Origin of the sequence: Arthrobacter sp. CAN_A2 (assembly GCF_015752045.1) — a bacterium.
Lineage (GTDB): Bacteria > Actinomycetota > Actinomycetes > Actinomycetales > Micrococcaceae > Arthrobacter_D.
In genome coordinates this window covers 411,014-424,885 of record NZ_JADOUS010000002.1, presented here as the reverse complement: position 1 = coordinate 424,885, position 13,872 = coordinate 411,014, and the positions used below count along the sequence as shown (strand labels likewise).

13 protein-coding genes are annotated in these 13,872 nt (G+C 71.6%); 5 read left to right on the top strand and 8 right to left on the bottom strand.

Features of this window, described 5'->3' with window-relative positions; all coding sequences use genetic code 11:
* The first annotated feature begins 49 nt into the window (after positions 1–49).
* Entirely contained in the window at positions 50–1,309 is a 1,260-nt protein-coding gene (locus tag IWX63_RS04085; RefSeq protein ID WP_199276841.1) for a glycosyltransferase 87 family protein, read from the top strand.
* On the opposite strand, the gene IWX63_RS04080 is transcribed toward IWX63_RS04085, so the two are convergent.
* From IWX63_RS04080 to IWX63_RS04070, 3 genes are all read right to left on the bottom strand, one after another.
* Positions 1,296–2,144 (bottom strand): NAD-dependent epimerase/dehydratase family protein, encoded by an 849-nt coding sequence (locus IWX63_RS04080; RefSeq protein ID WP_199276840.1) that lies wholly within the window; start codon positions 2,142–2,144, stop codon positions 1,296–1,298. The genes IWX63_RS04085 and IWX63_RS04080 overlap by 14 nt on opposite strands.
* A 9-nt stretch (positions 2,145–2,153) precedes the next feature.
* A complete protein-coding gene (gene glsA / locus IWX63_RS04075; RefSeq protein WP_199276839.1) occupies positions 2,154–3,968 on the bottom strand; it encodes a glutaminase A in 1,815 nt (604 codons plus the stop codon).
* A gap of 102 nt (positions 3,969–4,070) precedes the next feature.
* Entirely contained in the window at positions 4,071–4,367 is a 297-nt protein-coding gene (locus IWX63_RS04070; RefSeq protein WP_199276838.1) for a hypothetical protein, read from the bottom strand.
* A 157-nt stretch (positions 4,368–4,524) separates the two neighbouring features.
* Here IWX63_RS04070 and IWX63_RS04065 point away from each other — a divergent pair, with 157 nt between their 5' ends.
* Positions 4,525–5,196: a pentapeptide repeat-containing protein gene (locus IWX63_RS04065; RefSeq protein WP_199276837.1), complete on the top strand. Its 672-nt coding sequence runs from the start codon at positions 4,525–4,527 to the stop codon at positions 5,194–5,196.
* A gap of 44 nt (positions 5,197–5,240) precedes the next feature.
* Here the strand turns inward: IWX63_RS04065 and IWX63_RS04060 are convergent, their stop codons facing one another.
* Genes IWX63_RS04060 through IWX63_RS04050 form a run of 3 tightly spaced genes read right to left on the bottom strand, consistent with a single transcriptional unit; the run spans position 5,241 to position 7,848 of the window.
* A complete protein-coding gene (locus tag IWX63_RS04060; RefSeq protein WP_199276836.1) occupies positions 5,241–6,092 on the bottom strand; it encodes an NmrA family NAD(P)-binding protein in 852 nt (283 codons plus the stop codon).
* A 60-nt stretch (positions 6,093–6,152) separates the two neighbouring features.
* Complete coding sequence (locus IWX63_RS04055) at positions 6,153–7,121, bottom strand: CPBP family intramembrane glutamic endopeptidase (protein WP_199276835.1); 969 nt, start codon at positions 7,119–7,121, stop codon at positions 6,153–6,155.
* A 4-nt stretch (positions 7,122–7,125) separates the two neighbouring features.
* Entirely contained in the window at positions 7,126–7,848 is a 723-nt protein-coding gene (locus IWX63_RS04050) for a YoaK family protein (protein ID WP_334685614.1), read from the bottom strand.
* 130 nt (positions 7,849–7,978) lie between these two features.
* Here IWX63_RS04050 and IWX63_RS04045 point away from each other — a divergent pair, with 130 nt between their 5' ends.
* Positions 7,979–9,781 carry a gamma-glutamyltransferase family protein gene (locus tag IWX63_RS04045; RefSeq protein ID WP_199276834.1) on the top strand — a complete coding sequence of 601 codons (1,803 nt, stop codon included), beginning with the start codon at positions 7,979–7,981 and terminating at the stop codon, positions 9,779–9,781.
* Between the two features lie 41 nt (positions 9,782–9,822).
* The gene (locus IWX63_RS04040; RefSeq protein ID WP_199276833.1) at positions 9,823–10,563 is read left to right on the top strand and encodes a GntR family transcriptional regulator; all 741 of its coding nucleotides are present in this window, start codon (positions 9,823–9,825) and stop codon (positions 10,561–10,563) included.
* On the opposite strand, the gene IWX63_RS04035 is transcribed toward IWX63_RS04040, so the two are convergent.
* Both IWX63_RS04035 and IWX63_RS04030 read right to left on the bottom strand, forming a co-directional pair.
* Positions 10,532–11,788 carry a phospholipase D-like domain-containing protein gene (locus tag IWX63_RS04035; RefSeq protein WP_334685613.1) on the bottom strand — a complete coding sequence of 419 codons (1,257 nt, stop codon included), beginning with the start codon at positions 11,786–11,788 and terminating at the stop codon, positions 10,532–10,534. The genes IWX63_RS04040 and IWX63_RS04035 overlap by 32 nt on opposite strands.
* 202 nt (positions 11,789–11,990) lie before the next feature.
* Positions 11,991–12,725: an SOS response-associated peptidase gene (locus IWX63_RS04030; RefSeq protein WP_199276832.1), complete on the bottom strand. Its 735-nt coding sequence runs from the start codon at positions 12,723–12,725 to the stop codon at positions 11,991–11,993.
* A 259-nt stretch (positions 12,726–12,984) separates the two neighbouring features.
* On the opposite strand from IWX63_RS04030, the gene IWX63_RS04025 reads away from it, so the two are divergent.
* The gene (locus IWX63_RS04025) at positions 12,985–13,854 is read left to right on the top strand and encodes a phosphodiesterase (RefSeq protein ID WP_334685612.1); all 870 of its coding nucleotides are present in this window, start codon (positions 12,985–12,987) and stop codon (positions 13,852–13,854) included.
* Positions 13,855–13,872 lie beyond the last annotated feature (18 nt).

Genomic DNA, 13,872 nt, shown 5'->3' with positions numbered 1-13,872 from the left:
GGCGGGTGAGACGATTACCGCTGCCGCCACCCCCGATCAGGAGCCACCCGTGCGCATCCGCCCGCCCCGCCCGGAGACCCGCAACAGTGCCCGCTCGGTCTGGTTGTTCTTCGCCCTCGTCCACGCCGGATTCCTCGCGCGGCTGCTGCCCTTCATCATCGGCGGGGGAGTGCTCAGCGACGTCCGCTTCTACCGTCAGTGGGCGTACCAGGCCCTGGACGACGGCGTGTGGCAGGGCATCGACACGGCGTGGGTCTACCCGGTCGGCGGCCTCGCCCCGATGCTCGTGGCCGCGCTGTTCGGGCCCTACCTGTACCAGCTCGCCTGGTTCGTGCTCTTCGCGGGCCTCAACGCCGTCGGCGTCGCCGCCCTGATCCGGCGGGGCACGCCGTCGTCGTTCACCGCCGCCTACTGGTGGCTCGCCGCCACCGCGCTCCTCGGGCCGGTGGCCGTGGGCAGGATCGACGGCCTGACCGCCCCCCTCGTCATCACGGCACTGCTGATCGTCGCCGCCCGCCCGTTCGCCGCATCCCTCCTGCTCAGCGCCGCCACGTGGATGAAGGTGTGGCCGGCCGCCGTGGTGCTCGCCGCCCTTGTCGTCGTCCGCGGGGGACGGCTCCGGATCCTCGCCGCGGGCGCGGCGCTCACGGCGGGCATCGCCGTCGTGGTGGCGGTGTTCGGCGACGTCCGCAACCTCACCGGATTCCTGAGCGCCCAGGGCGCCCGCGGCATGCAGCTCGAGGCGCCGCTCAGCACGCCGGGCGTGTGGCAGGCGATCACGGGGACCTCCGGCGCGTACTTCTTCGAGGACGAGGTCATCAACACCATGGAGGTCCGGGGTGCGCTGAGCGGACTGGTGGGGGACCTGATGTCACCGCTGCTCGCCCTCACGCTGCTCCTGGTCGCCGTGTTCCTCGCGATCGCCCTGCACCGCGGTGCCGAGCCGAGCGCGCTGCTCGCCACCGGGTCGCTGGCCCTCGTCAGCACCCTCGTGGTGTTCAACAAGGTGGGTTCGCCGCAGTTCATGCTGTGGATCACGGCGACGATCGCCGCGGGCCTCGTGCTGGACCGTGCGGCGGAGTGGCGCTACCCGGCGATCGCGATGCTCGCGACCGCAGCACTGACCACCCTCGTCTACCCCGTGTTCTACGACGCCCTGCGCTACGACCTCGCCCCGGCGGTCGCCGTCCTGCTGACGCTGCGGAACCTGCTCGTGGTGAGCATCTTCGGGTGGTCGCTCGTGCGGCTGGGACGCCTCACGGCGCGCGCGCGTTCGGCCGCGGCGGCCGCCTCGCCTAGGGGTGCCTGACCCCCTGGCCGGCGAGCACCGCCCGGTAGCCCTCGCGGTAGGTCGGATAGGTGAAGGTGAAGCCGGTCGCGCGGAGGAGGCTGCTGTCCACGCGGCGGGCACCGCCCCGGCTCGACGCCGAATCGCCCTGCGGCGGTTCCGGCAGGTCCAGCTCGGCGGCCAGGAACCTCAGCACCTCGCCGAGATCCACGGGCAGCTCGTCGCTGCCGAGGTAGATCGGTGCGGGGGAGGGGACCCCGGTGACCAGGTGCACGATCGCGGCCGCGGCGTCGTCGCGGTGGATCCGGTTGGTCCACTGCGGTTCCACGGGCAGGACCGCGCGTCCACTTTGCACCTGGTCGATCAGGCGGGTGCGGCCGGGGCCGTAGATGCCCGAGAGTCGGAGGACCGTCCCCTGGTCCGAGCCCTCGAGGAGCACCTGCTCGGCTTCCCGGACCAGCCGGGCCGTGGGCGCCGTGCTCTCCGCGGGTGACTCCTCGGTGACGAGTGCGCCGTCGAAGTCCCCGTACACCGCGGTGGAGGAGACGAAGAGGATCCGCCGGGGCGTCACGCCGTCGCGCTCGAGGGCGGCGAGGATGGTGCGGGTCGCGTCGACATAGGCGCTGCGGTAGGCGGCCTCGGTGCGGTCCCCGGCGGCGGTGGCGATGATCACGACGTCGGTGTCCGGCGGGATCGGCGGCAGGGGGTGCTGCGTCAGGTCGACCGCCACGCCCTCGATCGCGGCGGGGAGGAGGTCCGCCGAGCGGCGCCATCCGACCACGCGCTCGCCCCGTGCGGCCAGTCGCAGCCCCACCTCGGTCCCGAGATCCCCGCAGCCCGCTATCAGCACCGTCATCGCACCAGCCTAGTCGCGGATGCGCACGGCGGTCTCACGCAGGTACAGGTCCACGCGCGTGTAGGCGTCCCGGGTGAGCGCCTTCCAGAGTTCGACGGCGAGGGGAGGGTCCTCCTTCTCGATGGTCCGGATGGCCTGGGCCGTGAGCACCTTCACGTGCACGTCCTCCAGCGCCTTGACGGTGGTCTCCTGGCGGTCGTCGCTGCCGAGCGCCAGCTCACCGAAGGTCATGCCGGCGCTCAGGGTGGTCAGTTTGAGGCGTTCGCCGGAGGGCCCGGGCGCCGATGTGACGATCTTGCCCGAGAGGATGAAGTAGACGCCGCCGAAGGCCTGCCCCACGCGCCGCACCACGTGGCCCTTCTCGTAGGAGCGGTCCTCCATGCGCAGCGTCAGGGCCGCCACGTCCTCGTCGCTGAGGGGGCTCAGTGCCGGGCACTGGGACACCTCGACCTTCGAGGGCAGCAGGAGGTCCCCGCCGTACCGCGTGATGAGTTCGTTCTCGCACCACTCCACGGCGCCGGTGCGCGTGTCGAAGGTGGGGACGGGACGGTCCACGTCCTTGAAGGTCTCCGCGAGGGTGCCCTCGCCGTCGATCAGCACGAGGTCGCAGCCCACTTCGGCCAGGTTCTCCCGCGCATCCCCGAGCAGGCGGAGGGAGACGTCGGCGACCTCGTCGACGCGGCGCAGGTCGAGGATCACGAAGTCGACGTCGTCGTCGAGCCCGCTCAGTTCACGCACCATGGATTCCGTGCCCGCGAAGAGCAGGTCGCCGTTGAGTTCGATCACCCTCGCCTGGTGGCCGTGGTCGCGGAGGACGTCCATCGCCTCGTCGGTGCGCCGGATGCCCGACGGCGCGGCCAGGATGTCGTAGGTGGCACGGATGGCGGACTTGCCGGCCCGCGCGGCCCGGACGAAGTGCAGCTCCATGTCACGGGACAGCCGCTGGCTCGTGGCCATGCCGCGCACGCTGCTGCCGTGCTCGTCGAGGGGAGGCGAGTAGATGGCGAGGCCCACCTGGCCGGGCAAGACGGCGATCGTCCCGCCGGCCACACCGCTCTTGGCGGGCATGCCCACGGTGCTGATCCAGGACCCGGCGTCGTCGTACATGCCGCACGTGGTCATGACGGACAGGACGCGCTCGACGGCGAGCAGGTCCATCACCTCCACGCCCGTGAGCGGGTTGCGCCCCGAGTTCGCGAGCGTGGCGGCCATGACCGAGAGGTCCATGCAGTTGACCATGACCGAGCACTGGCGGAAGTAGTCCTCGATGACCGGCGTCGGATCGTCCTCGATGATGTCGAAGGACCGCAGCAGGTAGGCGAGCGCGCGGTTGCGGTGGCCGTGCTCGAGCTCCGAGCGGAAGATCTCCTCGTCGACGCCCAGCTGGCGGCCCGCGAACTGCGAGTAGGTGCTGAGGATGCGCTTGAAGCGCGTGTTGCCGCCCCGCGTCCGGATGAGGGACGTGGCCGTGAGCGCGCCGGCATTGATCATCGCGTTCGAGGGCCGGCCGCTCCCGGGCGCGAGGGAGATCTCGTTGAACGTGTCCCCGGACGGCTCGACGTCCACCTTCGCGTCCACGGCCTCCATGCCGAGGTCGGAGAGCGCCAGCCCGTAGGTGAAGGGCTTCGAGATGGACTGGATGGTGAATTCCTCGCGGGTGTCACCCACCTCGTACATGTAGCCGTCCACCGTGGTCAGGCAGATCCCGAAGTTGTCGGGGTCCACGTTCGCCATCGCCGGGATGGTGCTGTAGGGCTTGCCGTCCCTCAGTTCGGAGATCTCCCGGTGGATGGTCTTCAGGTAGCTCTCGATCGGCGATTCCATGCCCTCCACACTACGGGGGCCGCGCCCTGCATCCGATCGGCAGACAGCCAGCGACACATCAGCACCCGATCAGCAGTCGGTCAGCAGTCGGTCAGCAGCCGGTCAGCGTGCAGTCAGCGTGTGGCGGATCGAGAGCACGAAGAGCTGGACGACGGCGGTGGCGACCCCGAGCAGCAGCAGCACCGGGGCGGCCATGCCGGCGTGCGTGAACCAGGGCGCTGAGTAGGGCCCGGTCTGCACCGCGCTGAACGCCGCGGCGTACTGCTCCGCGACGGGCGGCAGGGCGGGAGCGCCGGGAGCCGGTGATCCGGTCCTCGCTGCCGCGTCGTTGGCACCACCCCGCTGGTAGATGCCCTCGTACCGTGGATCGTCATTGGGTTGCGGGTGGTTGCCGGTCATCGGTTGTCCTCCCCCTGGATCGACGAATGCCCCAGTAGAGCACGGTCACCGCCGCGGCAGGCGGTGGCGCCGGCGGGACTGCCCGGGCGTTCGGTGCTTGGATTGAGGTCCGGTTGCCGCCACGTGCGGCCGGACGACCCGACGAACGGATCCAGCGATGCCCCCGCGCCCCACGCGTACCACGACGAACGCGCCACGCCTGGCCCTGCAGCCGCCGAGGGGCCTCACGCGCGTTGCTGCGCCGGATCTCCTCGACGGCGATCACCGGGAGGGCGAGCAGTACGAGGGGCCGGTGCTCGACGGCGAGGACCTGGCCGGGATCACCCTGCAGGAGTGCGTGCTCGACGGCGCGTCCCTGAACGACACCGAACTGCGCGGTGCCCGCTTCATCGGGTGCTGCTTCGCGGACCTCTTCGCCCCGGTCCTCCGGGCCCCGCGCAGCACCTGGCGCCGGACCTCGCTGCGGAGCACCCGGTGGGGTTCGGCGGAGCTGTACGACAGCAGGCTCGACGGCGTCCACCTCGACGGCGGGAAGCTCGACTACGTGAACCTGCGCAGCGCACAGCTGACGGACGTCCTGGTGAGTGGATGCATCATCGGCGAACTGGACCTCACCGGCGCCCGGGCCACCCGCGTGGCGCTGCGGGACTGCACGATCGGCACCCTCACGCTCGACGGCGCCCGCCTGACGGACACGGATCTCCGCACGAGCAGCTTCCGTGGCATCAACGGCCTCGACGGGCTGCGGGGCGCCACCATCGACGAACACCAGCTCCTGATGCTGGCTCCCTTCCTCGCCGAGGGCATGGGGCTGCGGGTCGAGGCCTGAGGCGGGGACGGGGCGAAGGGCCAGGGCGGCGGGACGCGGCCCCGTCACGCGCCCGGCCGCTCCCAGGCCGCCCGCTCCCGGTCGACGAAGGACCGGAAGGACGCCGGCTCCCGCCCCGTGACGAGCCGCACGTCGTCCGTGAGGTGCTTCGCGACGCCCAGCCGGGCGGTGGCGTGGATGACCGTGGTGGTCACGGCCATGGGGGCGTCCATGCCGAGGTCCGTGCGGGCGTGCCGGAAGAACCCGAGGATGCCGGGGTCGCGGTACGTGACCGGCCGGCCGAGCACCTCCGACAGGATCCGGGCCACCTCCGAGTAGGTGAGCGCCTCGCGGCCCGTCGGGGACCAGGCCCGCCCGCGGTGGAGGCCCGGTTCGCGGAGCACGGCGGCGGCGACGGACGCGACGTCGAGGGCGTCCACGAAGGCCGTCCGGCCCGCGCCGGCCGGGACGAGGATGCGGTCATGGTCGCGGATGTCGGCCGCGAACACGGTGCTGAGGTTCTGGTCGAAGTACGACGGTCGGAGGAAGGTCCAGGACATGCCCGAGGACCGGAGCCACCGCTCCAGCCGGGCATGCGGCAGGACCGGCACGCGGTCGGCGCCCTGGACGGAGAGCAGCACGACGTGCCGCACGCCGCGGCGGCGTGCCTCCACGAGGGACGGCACCATGTCCCGCGCGACATTCGCGATGTGCGGCGGCCGGACGAGGAACAGGGTGCTCACGCCGTCGAAGGCCGACGGCCACGTGGACGGAGCGCCGAAGTCGAAGGCGACCCCCTCGGGGTCCGTCCCGCGCCGGCTTGCAGGGCGCACCGGCACGCCGAGGGCACGCAGGGCCGCCACCAGGGGCCGGCCCACGGTGCCGGTGGCGCCGGTGACGAGGACGGGGGAGGACACATCGGGGAGCATAGCCCCCGAGCGGTCGGTCGTCAGCGGTCGGCCATCAGCGGTCGGCCGTCAGCGGTCGGTCGGGAGGGGCCCGCCCGGGACCGGGCGCATCGGCTCCAGTGCCGGCCACGGGGCGACGGTCCGTGTACGGGCGACGCCGCGCCGGTCCGCCAGACGGACGATGATCACGGCGGTGACGGCCATGGTCCCGGCGGACAGGACGAGTCCGCTCAGCGACCCCTCGGTGGAGTTCACATCCACGAGGCCGAAGGCTCCCAGGATGAAGATGGTCATGTTGTTGACCGCGTGCACCGCGATCGCCGCCTCCAGTCCACCGGTCCGCCAGGTGATCCAGCCCGCGAAGATCGCGAAGACCGCCACATCGGCCTGGCCGAGCGGATCGTAGCCGTGGCCGAGGACGAAGAGCGGCACGGGGAGCAGGATCGCGAAGGCGGGGTGGCGGAGCCAGCTGCCGATGGCCTGCATCAGGAATCCGCGGAACACGTACTCCTCGGCGGCGGCCTGGAAGGGGACGGCGAAGATGGACAGGGCCAGCAGGATCAGCAGGGTGGAGGTCTCCGGCGGCACGGGCGCCGGTTCCGCCGCCGCCGGGAAGAGCGCGCCGACCCCGAAGGAGAGGGCGAGGTTCACGAGGAACACGGCGACCGAGACGCCTGCGCAGACCGCGAGCCACCGCCACCGCAGACGGCCGGCCACGGACGAGAGCAGGCCGATCGGCCGAGGCCCCATGATCAGGGCGGCCAGGGCCAGTGCGGGGATCATGAGGATCAGGGAGACGAGGGTGAAGGCGAACATCACCGGGTTGCTGAGATCCAGCACCGCCAGGGAATCGAAGTAGGGTCCGACGCCGGCGGGTGTGAGGCTGGCGAGCGCGAGCCCCGTGACCAGGACCATGAGGACGAAGACGACGTAGAACACGCCGCCGAGCAGGGCGGTGAGGAGCGGTTTCCACCAGCGGTGCCGAGGCCACGAGAGTGCCAGCCGGTGGAATGCGAACTGCTGCTCAACCTGTCCCATGCGTCTACCGTAGTGCGGCTTCCCCGACATTCTCCGGGTCGCCGTCCCTCACGTCCTGTCGGTGGCGGAGGTGCCCGAGGAGCGTGACGACGGCGGAGAGGAGTGCCGACACCGCGATGCCGAGCCAGAGGTCGACCCTCAGGGTCAGGGCGCCCACCACGGCGCCGGCCATGATCAGTGCGATCGCGGAGGCACGGCGTGCCCAGAAGGGGCTCTTCCCCCCGGCGAGGCGGGAGTCCGAGGCGAGGCCCGTGATGGTGGAGGTGACGACGACGGTGGTGATCTCGGCGACCTTGAGGCGCTTGGCGGTCGCGGCCTGCACGCCCATCACGGTGGCGAGCACCGACGTCGTGATGCTGCCGAGGAGCTCCTCGGCGGTCACATCGACGAGTGCGACATACACGGAGAGCGCGGTCAGGCCGACGGTCACCGCGAGGAGCATGCCCGAGGTGCGGCCGGACCACCCCTCGTGCGCCTTCCGCAGGGCCCGGCCGGCCAGTGCGGCGCCCAGCATGAAGAAGACGAGGGCCAGCGCCGGCCGGAGGATCGGCAGGTCGGCGCCGCCCGCGAAGGCCATGCCGAGCAGGACCACGTTGCCGGTCATGTTGCCCGTGAAGACGCGATCGAGCCCCAGGTAGCCGACGGCGTCGATCACCCCGGTGGAGAATGTCAGGATGAGCATGAGCCACAGATGGAGGCGGTCCGTCGCCACCCGGTTCTTCGTCACGATGATGTCCTTCTGTCACAGCTTTGAGAGAATGTATACGAAGCTTATCCTTGGAGTGTCGATTGTATTCAATGCAGACAGTCCCGCGACCACGGTCGCGCACCGTCGATTCCCCTCCGAAAGTGATCCGATGACGTACACGCTTCCTCCCACCTTCACCACCCGTCCCACGCTGCAGGGCACGTTCGGGATGAGTGCGTCGACGCACTGGCTGGCCACCGCCTCCGCGCAGGCCGTCCTGGAGCGCGGCGGCAACGCCTTCGACGCCGCCGTGGCCGGGGCGTTCGTCCTGCACGTCGTCGAGCCGCACCTCAACGGGCCCGGCGGTGACATGACGGGCGTCTTCGCCACGGCGGAGGAGCCGGGCCGCCCGGTCGTCCTCATGGGCCAGGGTCCGGCGCCGGCCGCGGCCACCCGCGAGCACTACGTCGCCGAGGGCCTCGAACTGGTCCCCGGTGCGGGTGCCCTCGCCGCCGCGGTGCCCGCCGCCGTCGACGCCTGGCTGATCCTGCTCCGCGACCACGGCACGTGGGAACTCGAGGACGTCCTCGCCTTCGCCGTCGGGTACGCCCGTGACGGACACCCGGCCCTCGGCCGCGTGGGGGCGACGATCGCCGCCGTGGCGGACCTCTTCACCGAGCACTGGCCCACGTCGGCCGCCCTGTGGATGCCCGAGGGCAGGCCGCCGCGCGAGGGGGAGCTGATCCGCAACGAGGCGTACGCCCGCGTGCTCGCGTCCCTCGTCGACGCCGGGTCCGACGCCGACACGAGGACCGGGCGGATCGACGCGGCGCGGCTCGAGTGGCGCACCGGGCTCGTGGCCCAGGCCGCCGTCGAGTTCGTCCGGACACCGCACCGGCACTCCTCGGGGTTCGACCACGCCGGCGTGCTGACGCTCGAGGACTTCGCGGGCTTCGAGGCGGGCTATGAGGAGGCCACCACCTTCGAGTTCCGCGGGTACACCATCGCGAAGACCGGGCCGTGGGGCCAGGGCCCGGCCCTGCTGCAGACCCTCGCGATCCTCGACGGATTCGACGACGAGCGGCTCGACCCGTCCACGGCGATCGGCGCGCACACCATCCTCGAGGCGCAGAAGCTGGCCATCGCCGACCGCGAGGCCTACTACGGGGACGCCGACGTCCCGATGGAGTACCTGCTCTCCGAGGAGTACGCCGCCGGGCGGCGCGCGCTCATCGGCGACGAGGCCTCCCTCGACTTCCGGCCCGGGACGGTCCCCGGGCGCAGCCCCTTCACGCCGCCGCTGCGCACCGACTACACGCCGCCCGCCGGCGGCAGCGGGTTCGCCGGCGTCGGCGAACCCACGGTGGCCCGCAGCGGTGAGACGCGCGGCGACACGTGCCACATCGACGTCGTCGACGCGGCCGGGAACATGGTCTCCGCGACGCCCAGCGGAGGCTGGCTGCAGTCCTCGCCGACCATCCCCGAGATCGGGTTCTGCCTCGGGTCGCGGCTCCAGATGACCTGGCTCGAGGAGGGCGGACCGTCGACGCTCGAGCCCGGCAGGCGGCCCCGCACCACGCTCACCCCGACGCTCGTCCTGAAGGACGGCAGGCCCGTCGTCGCCCTCGGCTCACCCGGCGGCGACCAGCAGGACCAGTGGCAGCTGCTCTACATCCTGCGGACCATCGTGGGCGGCTACACGCCGCAGCAGGCCATCGACGCACCGTCCCTCCACACCACGTCGATCCCGGGATCGTTCTGGCCGCGCACCTGGGAGCCGGGCGGCGCCGTGGTCGAGGACCGGCTGGGCGAGGAGCTCATCGCGGACCTCGAACGCCGCGGCCACATCATCACGCGGGCGGGGGACTGGGCGCTCGGCCGCCTCTCCTCCGTGACCCGGGACCACGCGACCGGCGTGCTGTCCGCCGCGGCCAATCCGCGGGGAGCACAGGGCTATGCTGCAGGACGCTGAGACCGTCCCGGAGCTCCACGCGACCGTCCCGGGCGCGCCAGTTGCGGCCTGACCAGGACGCCGGGGCGCCGCAGCGCGTCCTCGACGCCGTCCGCCACGACATCATCTTCGGGGTCCTGGCGCCCGGCACCCGCGTCACCGAGGCAGCGCTCGCGACGAAGTACGGCGTCTCCCGCGTGCCCGTGCGGGAGGCGCTGCGGGCTCTCGAGGCGGAGGGGTTCGTCGAGTCGCGCCCCTACGCCGGGTCCACCGTGGCGGCCATCCCGCTCGACGACGCCGAGGACCTGTTCGCCGTGCGGGGGGTCATCGAGGCCACGATCGCGCGGCGCGCGGCCCGCCGTGCCGAAGCACAGTTCGGGGCCGACGCGCCGGACACCGAGTGGTGGTCGGCGCGTCGGGCGCTCACGGACGTCCTCGACGACGGCGACCGCGCCGTCGCGGCCGACGCCCTCGCGGAGCTGCCCGACCTGAACATCCGCTTCCACCTCGGTGTCGCGGAACTCGGCGGCAGCCCGTCGCTGGCCGCCCTGCTCCGGCAGATCTCCGGCAAGATCGAGTGGCTGTACGCGGCCGACGTCGACCATCGGGGGAAGCAGTCCTGGGGCGAGCACCGCCTCATCATCGCCGCGATCGACGCCGGGAACGAGACCGAGGCCGGGCGGCTGATGGCCGGGCATGTCGACTCCTCGCAGCGCGGCTACCTGGAGCGTTTCGCCGGGCCCGGACGGGGCCCCGGGGGGCCGGCCGGGGTCACAGGAACGGACGCAGCGGAGCGAGGATAATCTCGCTGGCGCGGGCCACCAGGTGGCGGCTCTCCCACTCCTCCCGCGTCAGCTCACGACTGTTCGAGGAGTCCACCGCGAAGATCTCCTCCATCGTCGCCGCGAGGTCCCGGTCGAAGATCTCGAGGTTGATCTCGTAGTTGCCCGTCAGGCTGAGGCGGTCGATGTTGGCCGTGCCGACCGTGCTCCACTCGCCGTCGACCGTGGCGGTCTTCGCATGGATCATGGAGTTCTGGTACAGCAGGATCCTCACACCGGCGCTGATGAGCGAGGAGTAGAACCCCCGGGACAGCCAGTCGGAGACCACGTGGTTGGAATCCTCGGGAAGGATCACCCGGACGTCCACGCCCCGGCGGCTCGCGCGCAGCAGGGCATCGAGGATCTGCCGGTCGGGGATGAAGTACGCGGTGGTGATGAAGATGTGCTTGTGGGCGCGGTTGATCGCGTCCAGGTAGACGCCGCGGATGGGGAACACCAGCAGGGCCGGGACGTTGTTGACCGCCCGGATCCGCGGCTCCCAGTAGGTGGCACTGAGGTCCGGCAGTTCGGGCCGCTTCGGGATGGCCCGGATGTTCCAGACGCTGACGAACGCCTCGCGGAGCTCCCAGACGGACGGTCCGCGGATCTCCAGGTGCGTGTCACGCCACTTCGTCGCGTACAGCGTCCCGATGTTGTAGCCGCCCACGAACCCCACCTCGTCGTCGACCACGAGGACCTTGCGGTGGTCGAGACCCGTGCCCCGGATGTTCGTGAAGATGATCGCGGGACGGATGACCGGGAACCGGTAGGTGTTGACGGCGGGGTGGAAGTCGTAGAAGAACGGGTTGACCACGAGATTGGCGAAGCCGTCGTAGATGACGAAGACGTCCACGCCGCGATCCGCGGCCCGGTTCACGGCGTCCCGGAAGCGCAGGCCGACCTCGTCGCCCTTCCAGATGTAAGTCTCCAGGAGGATCTGGTCCTTGGCGGCGTCGATGGCCGCGATCATCGCGTCGAAGAGGTCCTCGCCGTAGGTGAAGACGGTGGTCTCCGTCTCGGCGATCGTGGTGTGAAACGTGCCCGGCTGCGGGAAGCCCGGGCGCTTGGTGCGCCGGCTCCTCTGGTACACGTCCACGGCGACGACCCCCGCGATGACCACCGCCTGCGCCGTGACCAGGGTGAGCACGCCGCGCTTCACCGTGCCGCGGGCGATGCCCACCATCGTCTGACGCCTCAACCAGCCCATGCGGTCAGCGTATCGCGTTGCCCGGGCGGGCGGCGGCGACCCGGCCCGAGGCCGGCGCCTGCCGACCTGGTGCCCGCCGACCTCGGTCGCCTGCGCGACCGCCGACTCCACCCCCGCGAGCCAGGGGAACCCGTGGCCCGCGAGCGCCTGTGCTCGGCCGTCCTGACCGCGCGTCCGTCCGGGTCGTCGTCATCCTCCGACCCTAGGCGTCGGGCGGCGGCGTGGGGAGGGGGTCGATGAGGTCGGGTCCGTCGTTGCGCACCGACCCGACACGGTGTCCGACCAGGCGCGGCACCAGGTGGGGGTCCGGGATGGCGTCCAGCAGTTCCTGCACCGCCGGCCGGGAGTCGTTGCGTGGATCCAGCCAGTCGCCGCGCAGCTCCGGGGGCAGGATCACCGGCGTGCGGTCGTGGATCTCGCCGAGGGCGTCGCTCGCCGGCCGGGTGATGATGGTGCAGCTGACCACCCATTCCCCCTGCGGGTGTTCCGGGGACGCGGTCGCCGGGTCGCGCCAGAACTCGTAGAGACCGGCGAAGCCCAGGAGGGACCCGTCCGGGCCGTGCAGGTAGACCGGGGTCTTCGAGCCGTCGTCGTTCTTCCGCCACTCGTAGTACCCGTCCGCGGGGACGATCGCCCGGCGCTTGAGCGCGGCGGCCCGGAAGGAGGGCTTCTCCAGCAGGGTCTCGCTGCGGGCGTTGATCATCCGTGCTCCCACGGACGCCGACTTCGCCCAGGAGGGGATCAGGCCCCAGCGAGCCGATTCCAGCCGGCGCGTCAGTTCGCCCGTGTGCGGGTCCAGCCGTTCGACGACGAGCCGCACGGTGTCGGTCGGCGCCACGTTCCACGACGGCTGCACCTCGTCCTCGACTGCCTCGTCCACGTCGAAGGCGTCGATGAGGTCGGCCCTGTTGCCCGCGATGACGAATCGTCCGCACATGCCGGGTCTCCTGTCCTCGTGCTCCGCCTGCCGGGTCCTCGGTGACCCGGTGAACACCGCCTCGGGGCGACCCTACTCGACGGTGCCCGGCGGCGCATGTTTCCTGAATGTTTCGCGCCGTGCCGCCGTGAGTTCATGGACCGGGGCAGGGCCTTCTGCTTTGATGGCAGACAAGCCAGCGTGCCCACCAGCTATCGGAAAAGGTCCCATGGTCCCCCGGACAGCAGAACACCCCCGGCCCCAGCACTTCGTCCTCCACATGAGCGATACGCACCTGCTCGGCGGGGACGCCCCGCTGTACGGGGCCGTGGACAGCGAGCAGAGGCTGCAGGAGGTGTTCGACGACCTCGAGGCGTCCGGTGCGCGGCCGGACGCGATCGTCTTCACCGGTGACCTCGCGGACAAGGGGGAACCCGGCGCGTATGCGAAGCTCCGTGCGATCGTGGACCCCGCGGCGGAACGGCTCGGGGCGAGGGTCATCTGGGCGATGGGCAACCACGACGACCGTGCGGCCTTCCGGGCGGGCCTCCTCGACGGGGTGCCGGGCGGACGGGGGGACGCGCCGGTGGACGCCGTCCACTTCATCGACGGCCTGCGCATCATCACCCTGGACTCCACCGTCCCCGGGCACCACCACGGCGAGCTCGCGGACGGGCAGCTGCGCTGGCTCGCCGCCGAGCTGGAGGTGCCCGCACCGCACGGGACCATCCTCGCCCTGCACCACCCGCCGGTCCCCAGCGTCCAGGACCTCGCGGTGCTCGTGGAACTGCGGGACCAGCGCTCGCTCGCCGGCGTGGTCCGCGGCTCGGACGTCCGCACGATCCTCGCCGGGCACCTGCACTATTCGACGACGGCGATGTTCGCCGGCGTCCCCGTCTCGGTGGCGAGTGCCACGTGCTACACGCAGGACCTGATGTTCGACGGCGGGGGGACGCGCGGCCGGGACGGCGCGCAGTCCTACAACCTCGTCCACGTCTACGAGGAGACGATCGTCCACTCGGTGGTCCCCGCAGGGCGGCACACCACGGTGGGGGAGGTGGTCCCCCGCCAGGAGACGCAGCGCCGGCTCGAGGCCCACGGCGTGATCATCCCCGAAGCCGGACGTGCCCGGCAGCTCACCTCGGCCTGACCCGGCGCCGGGGGGTCG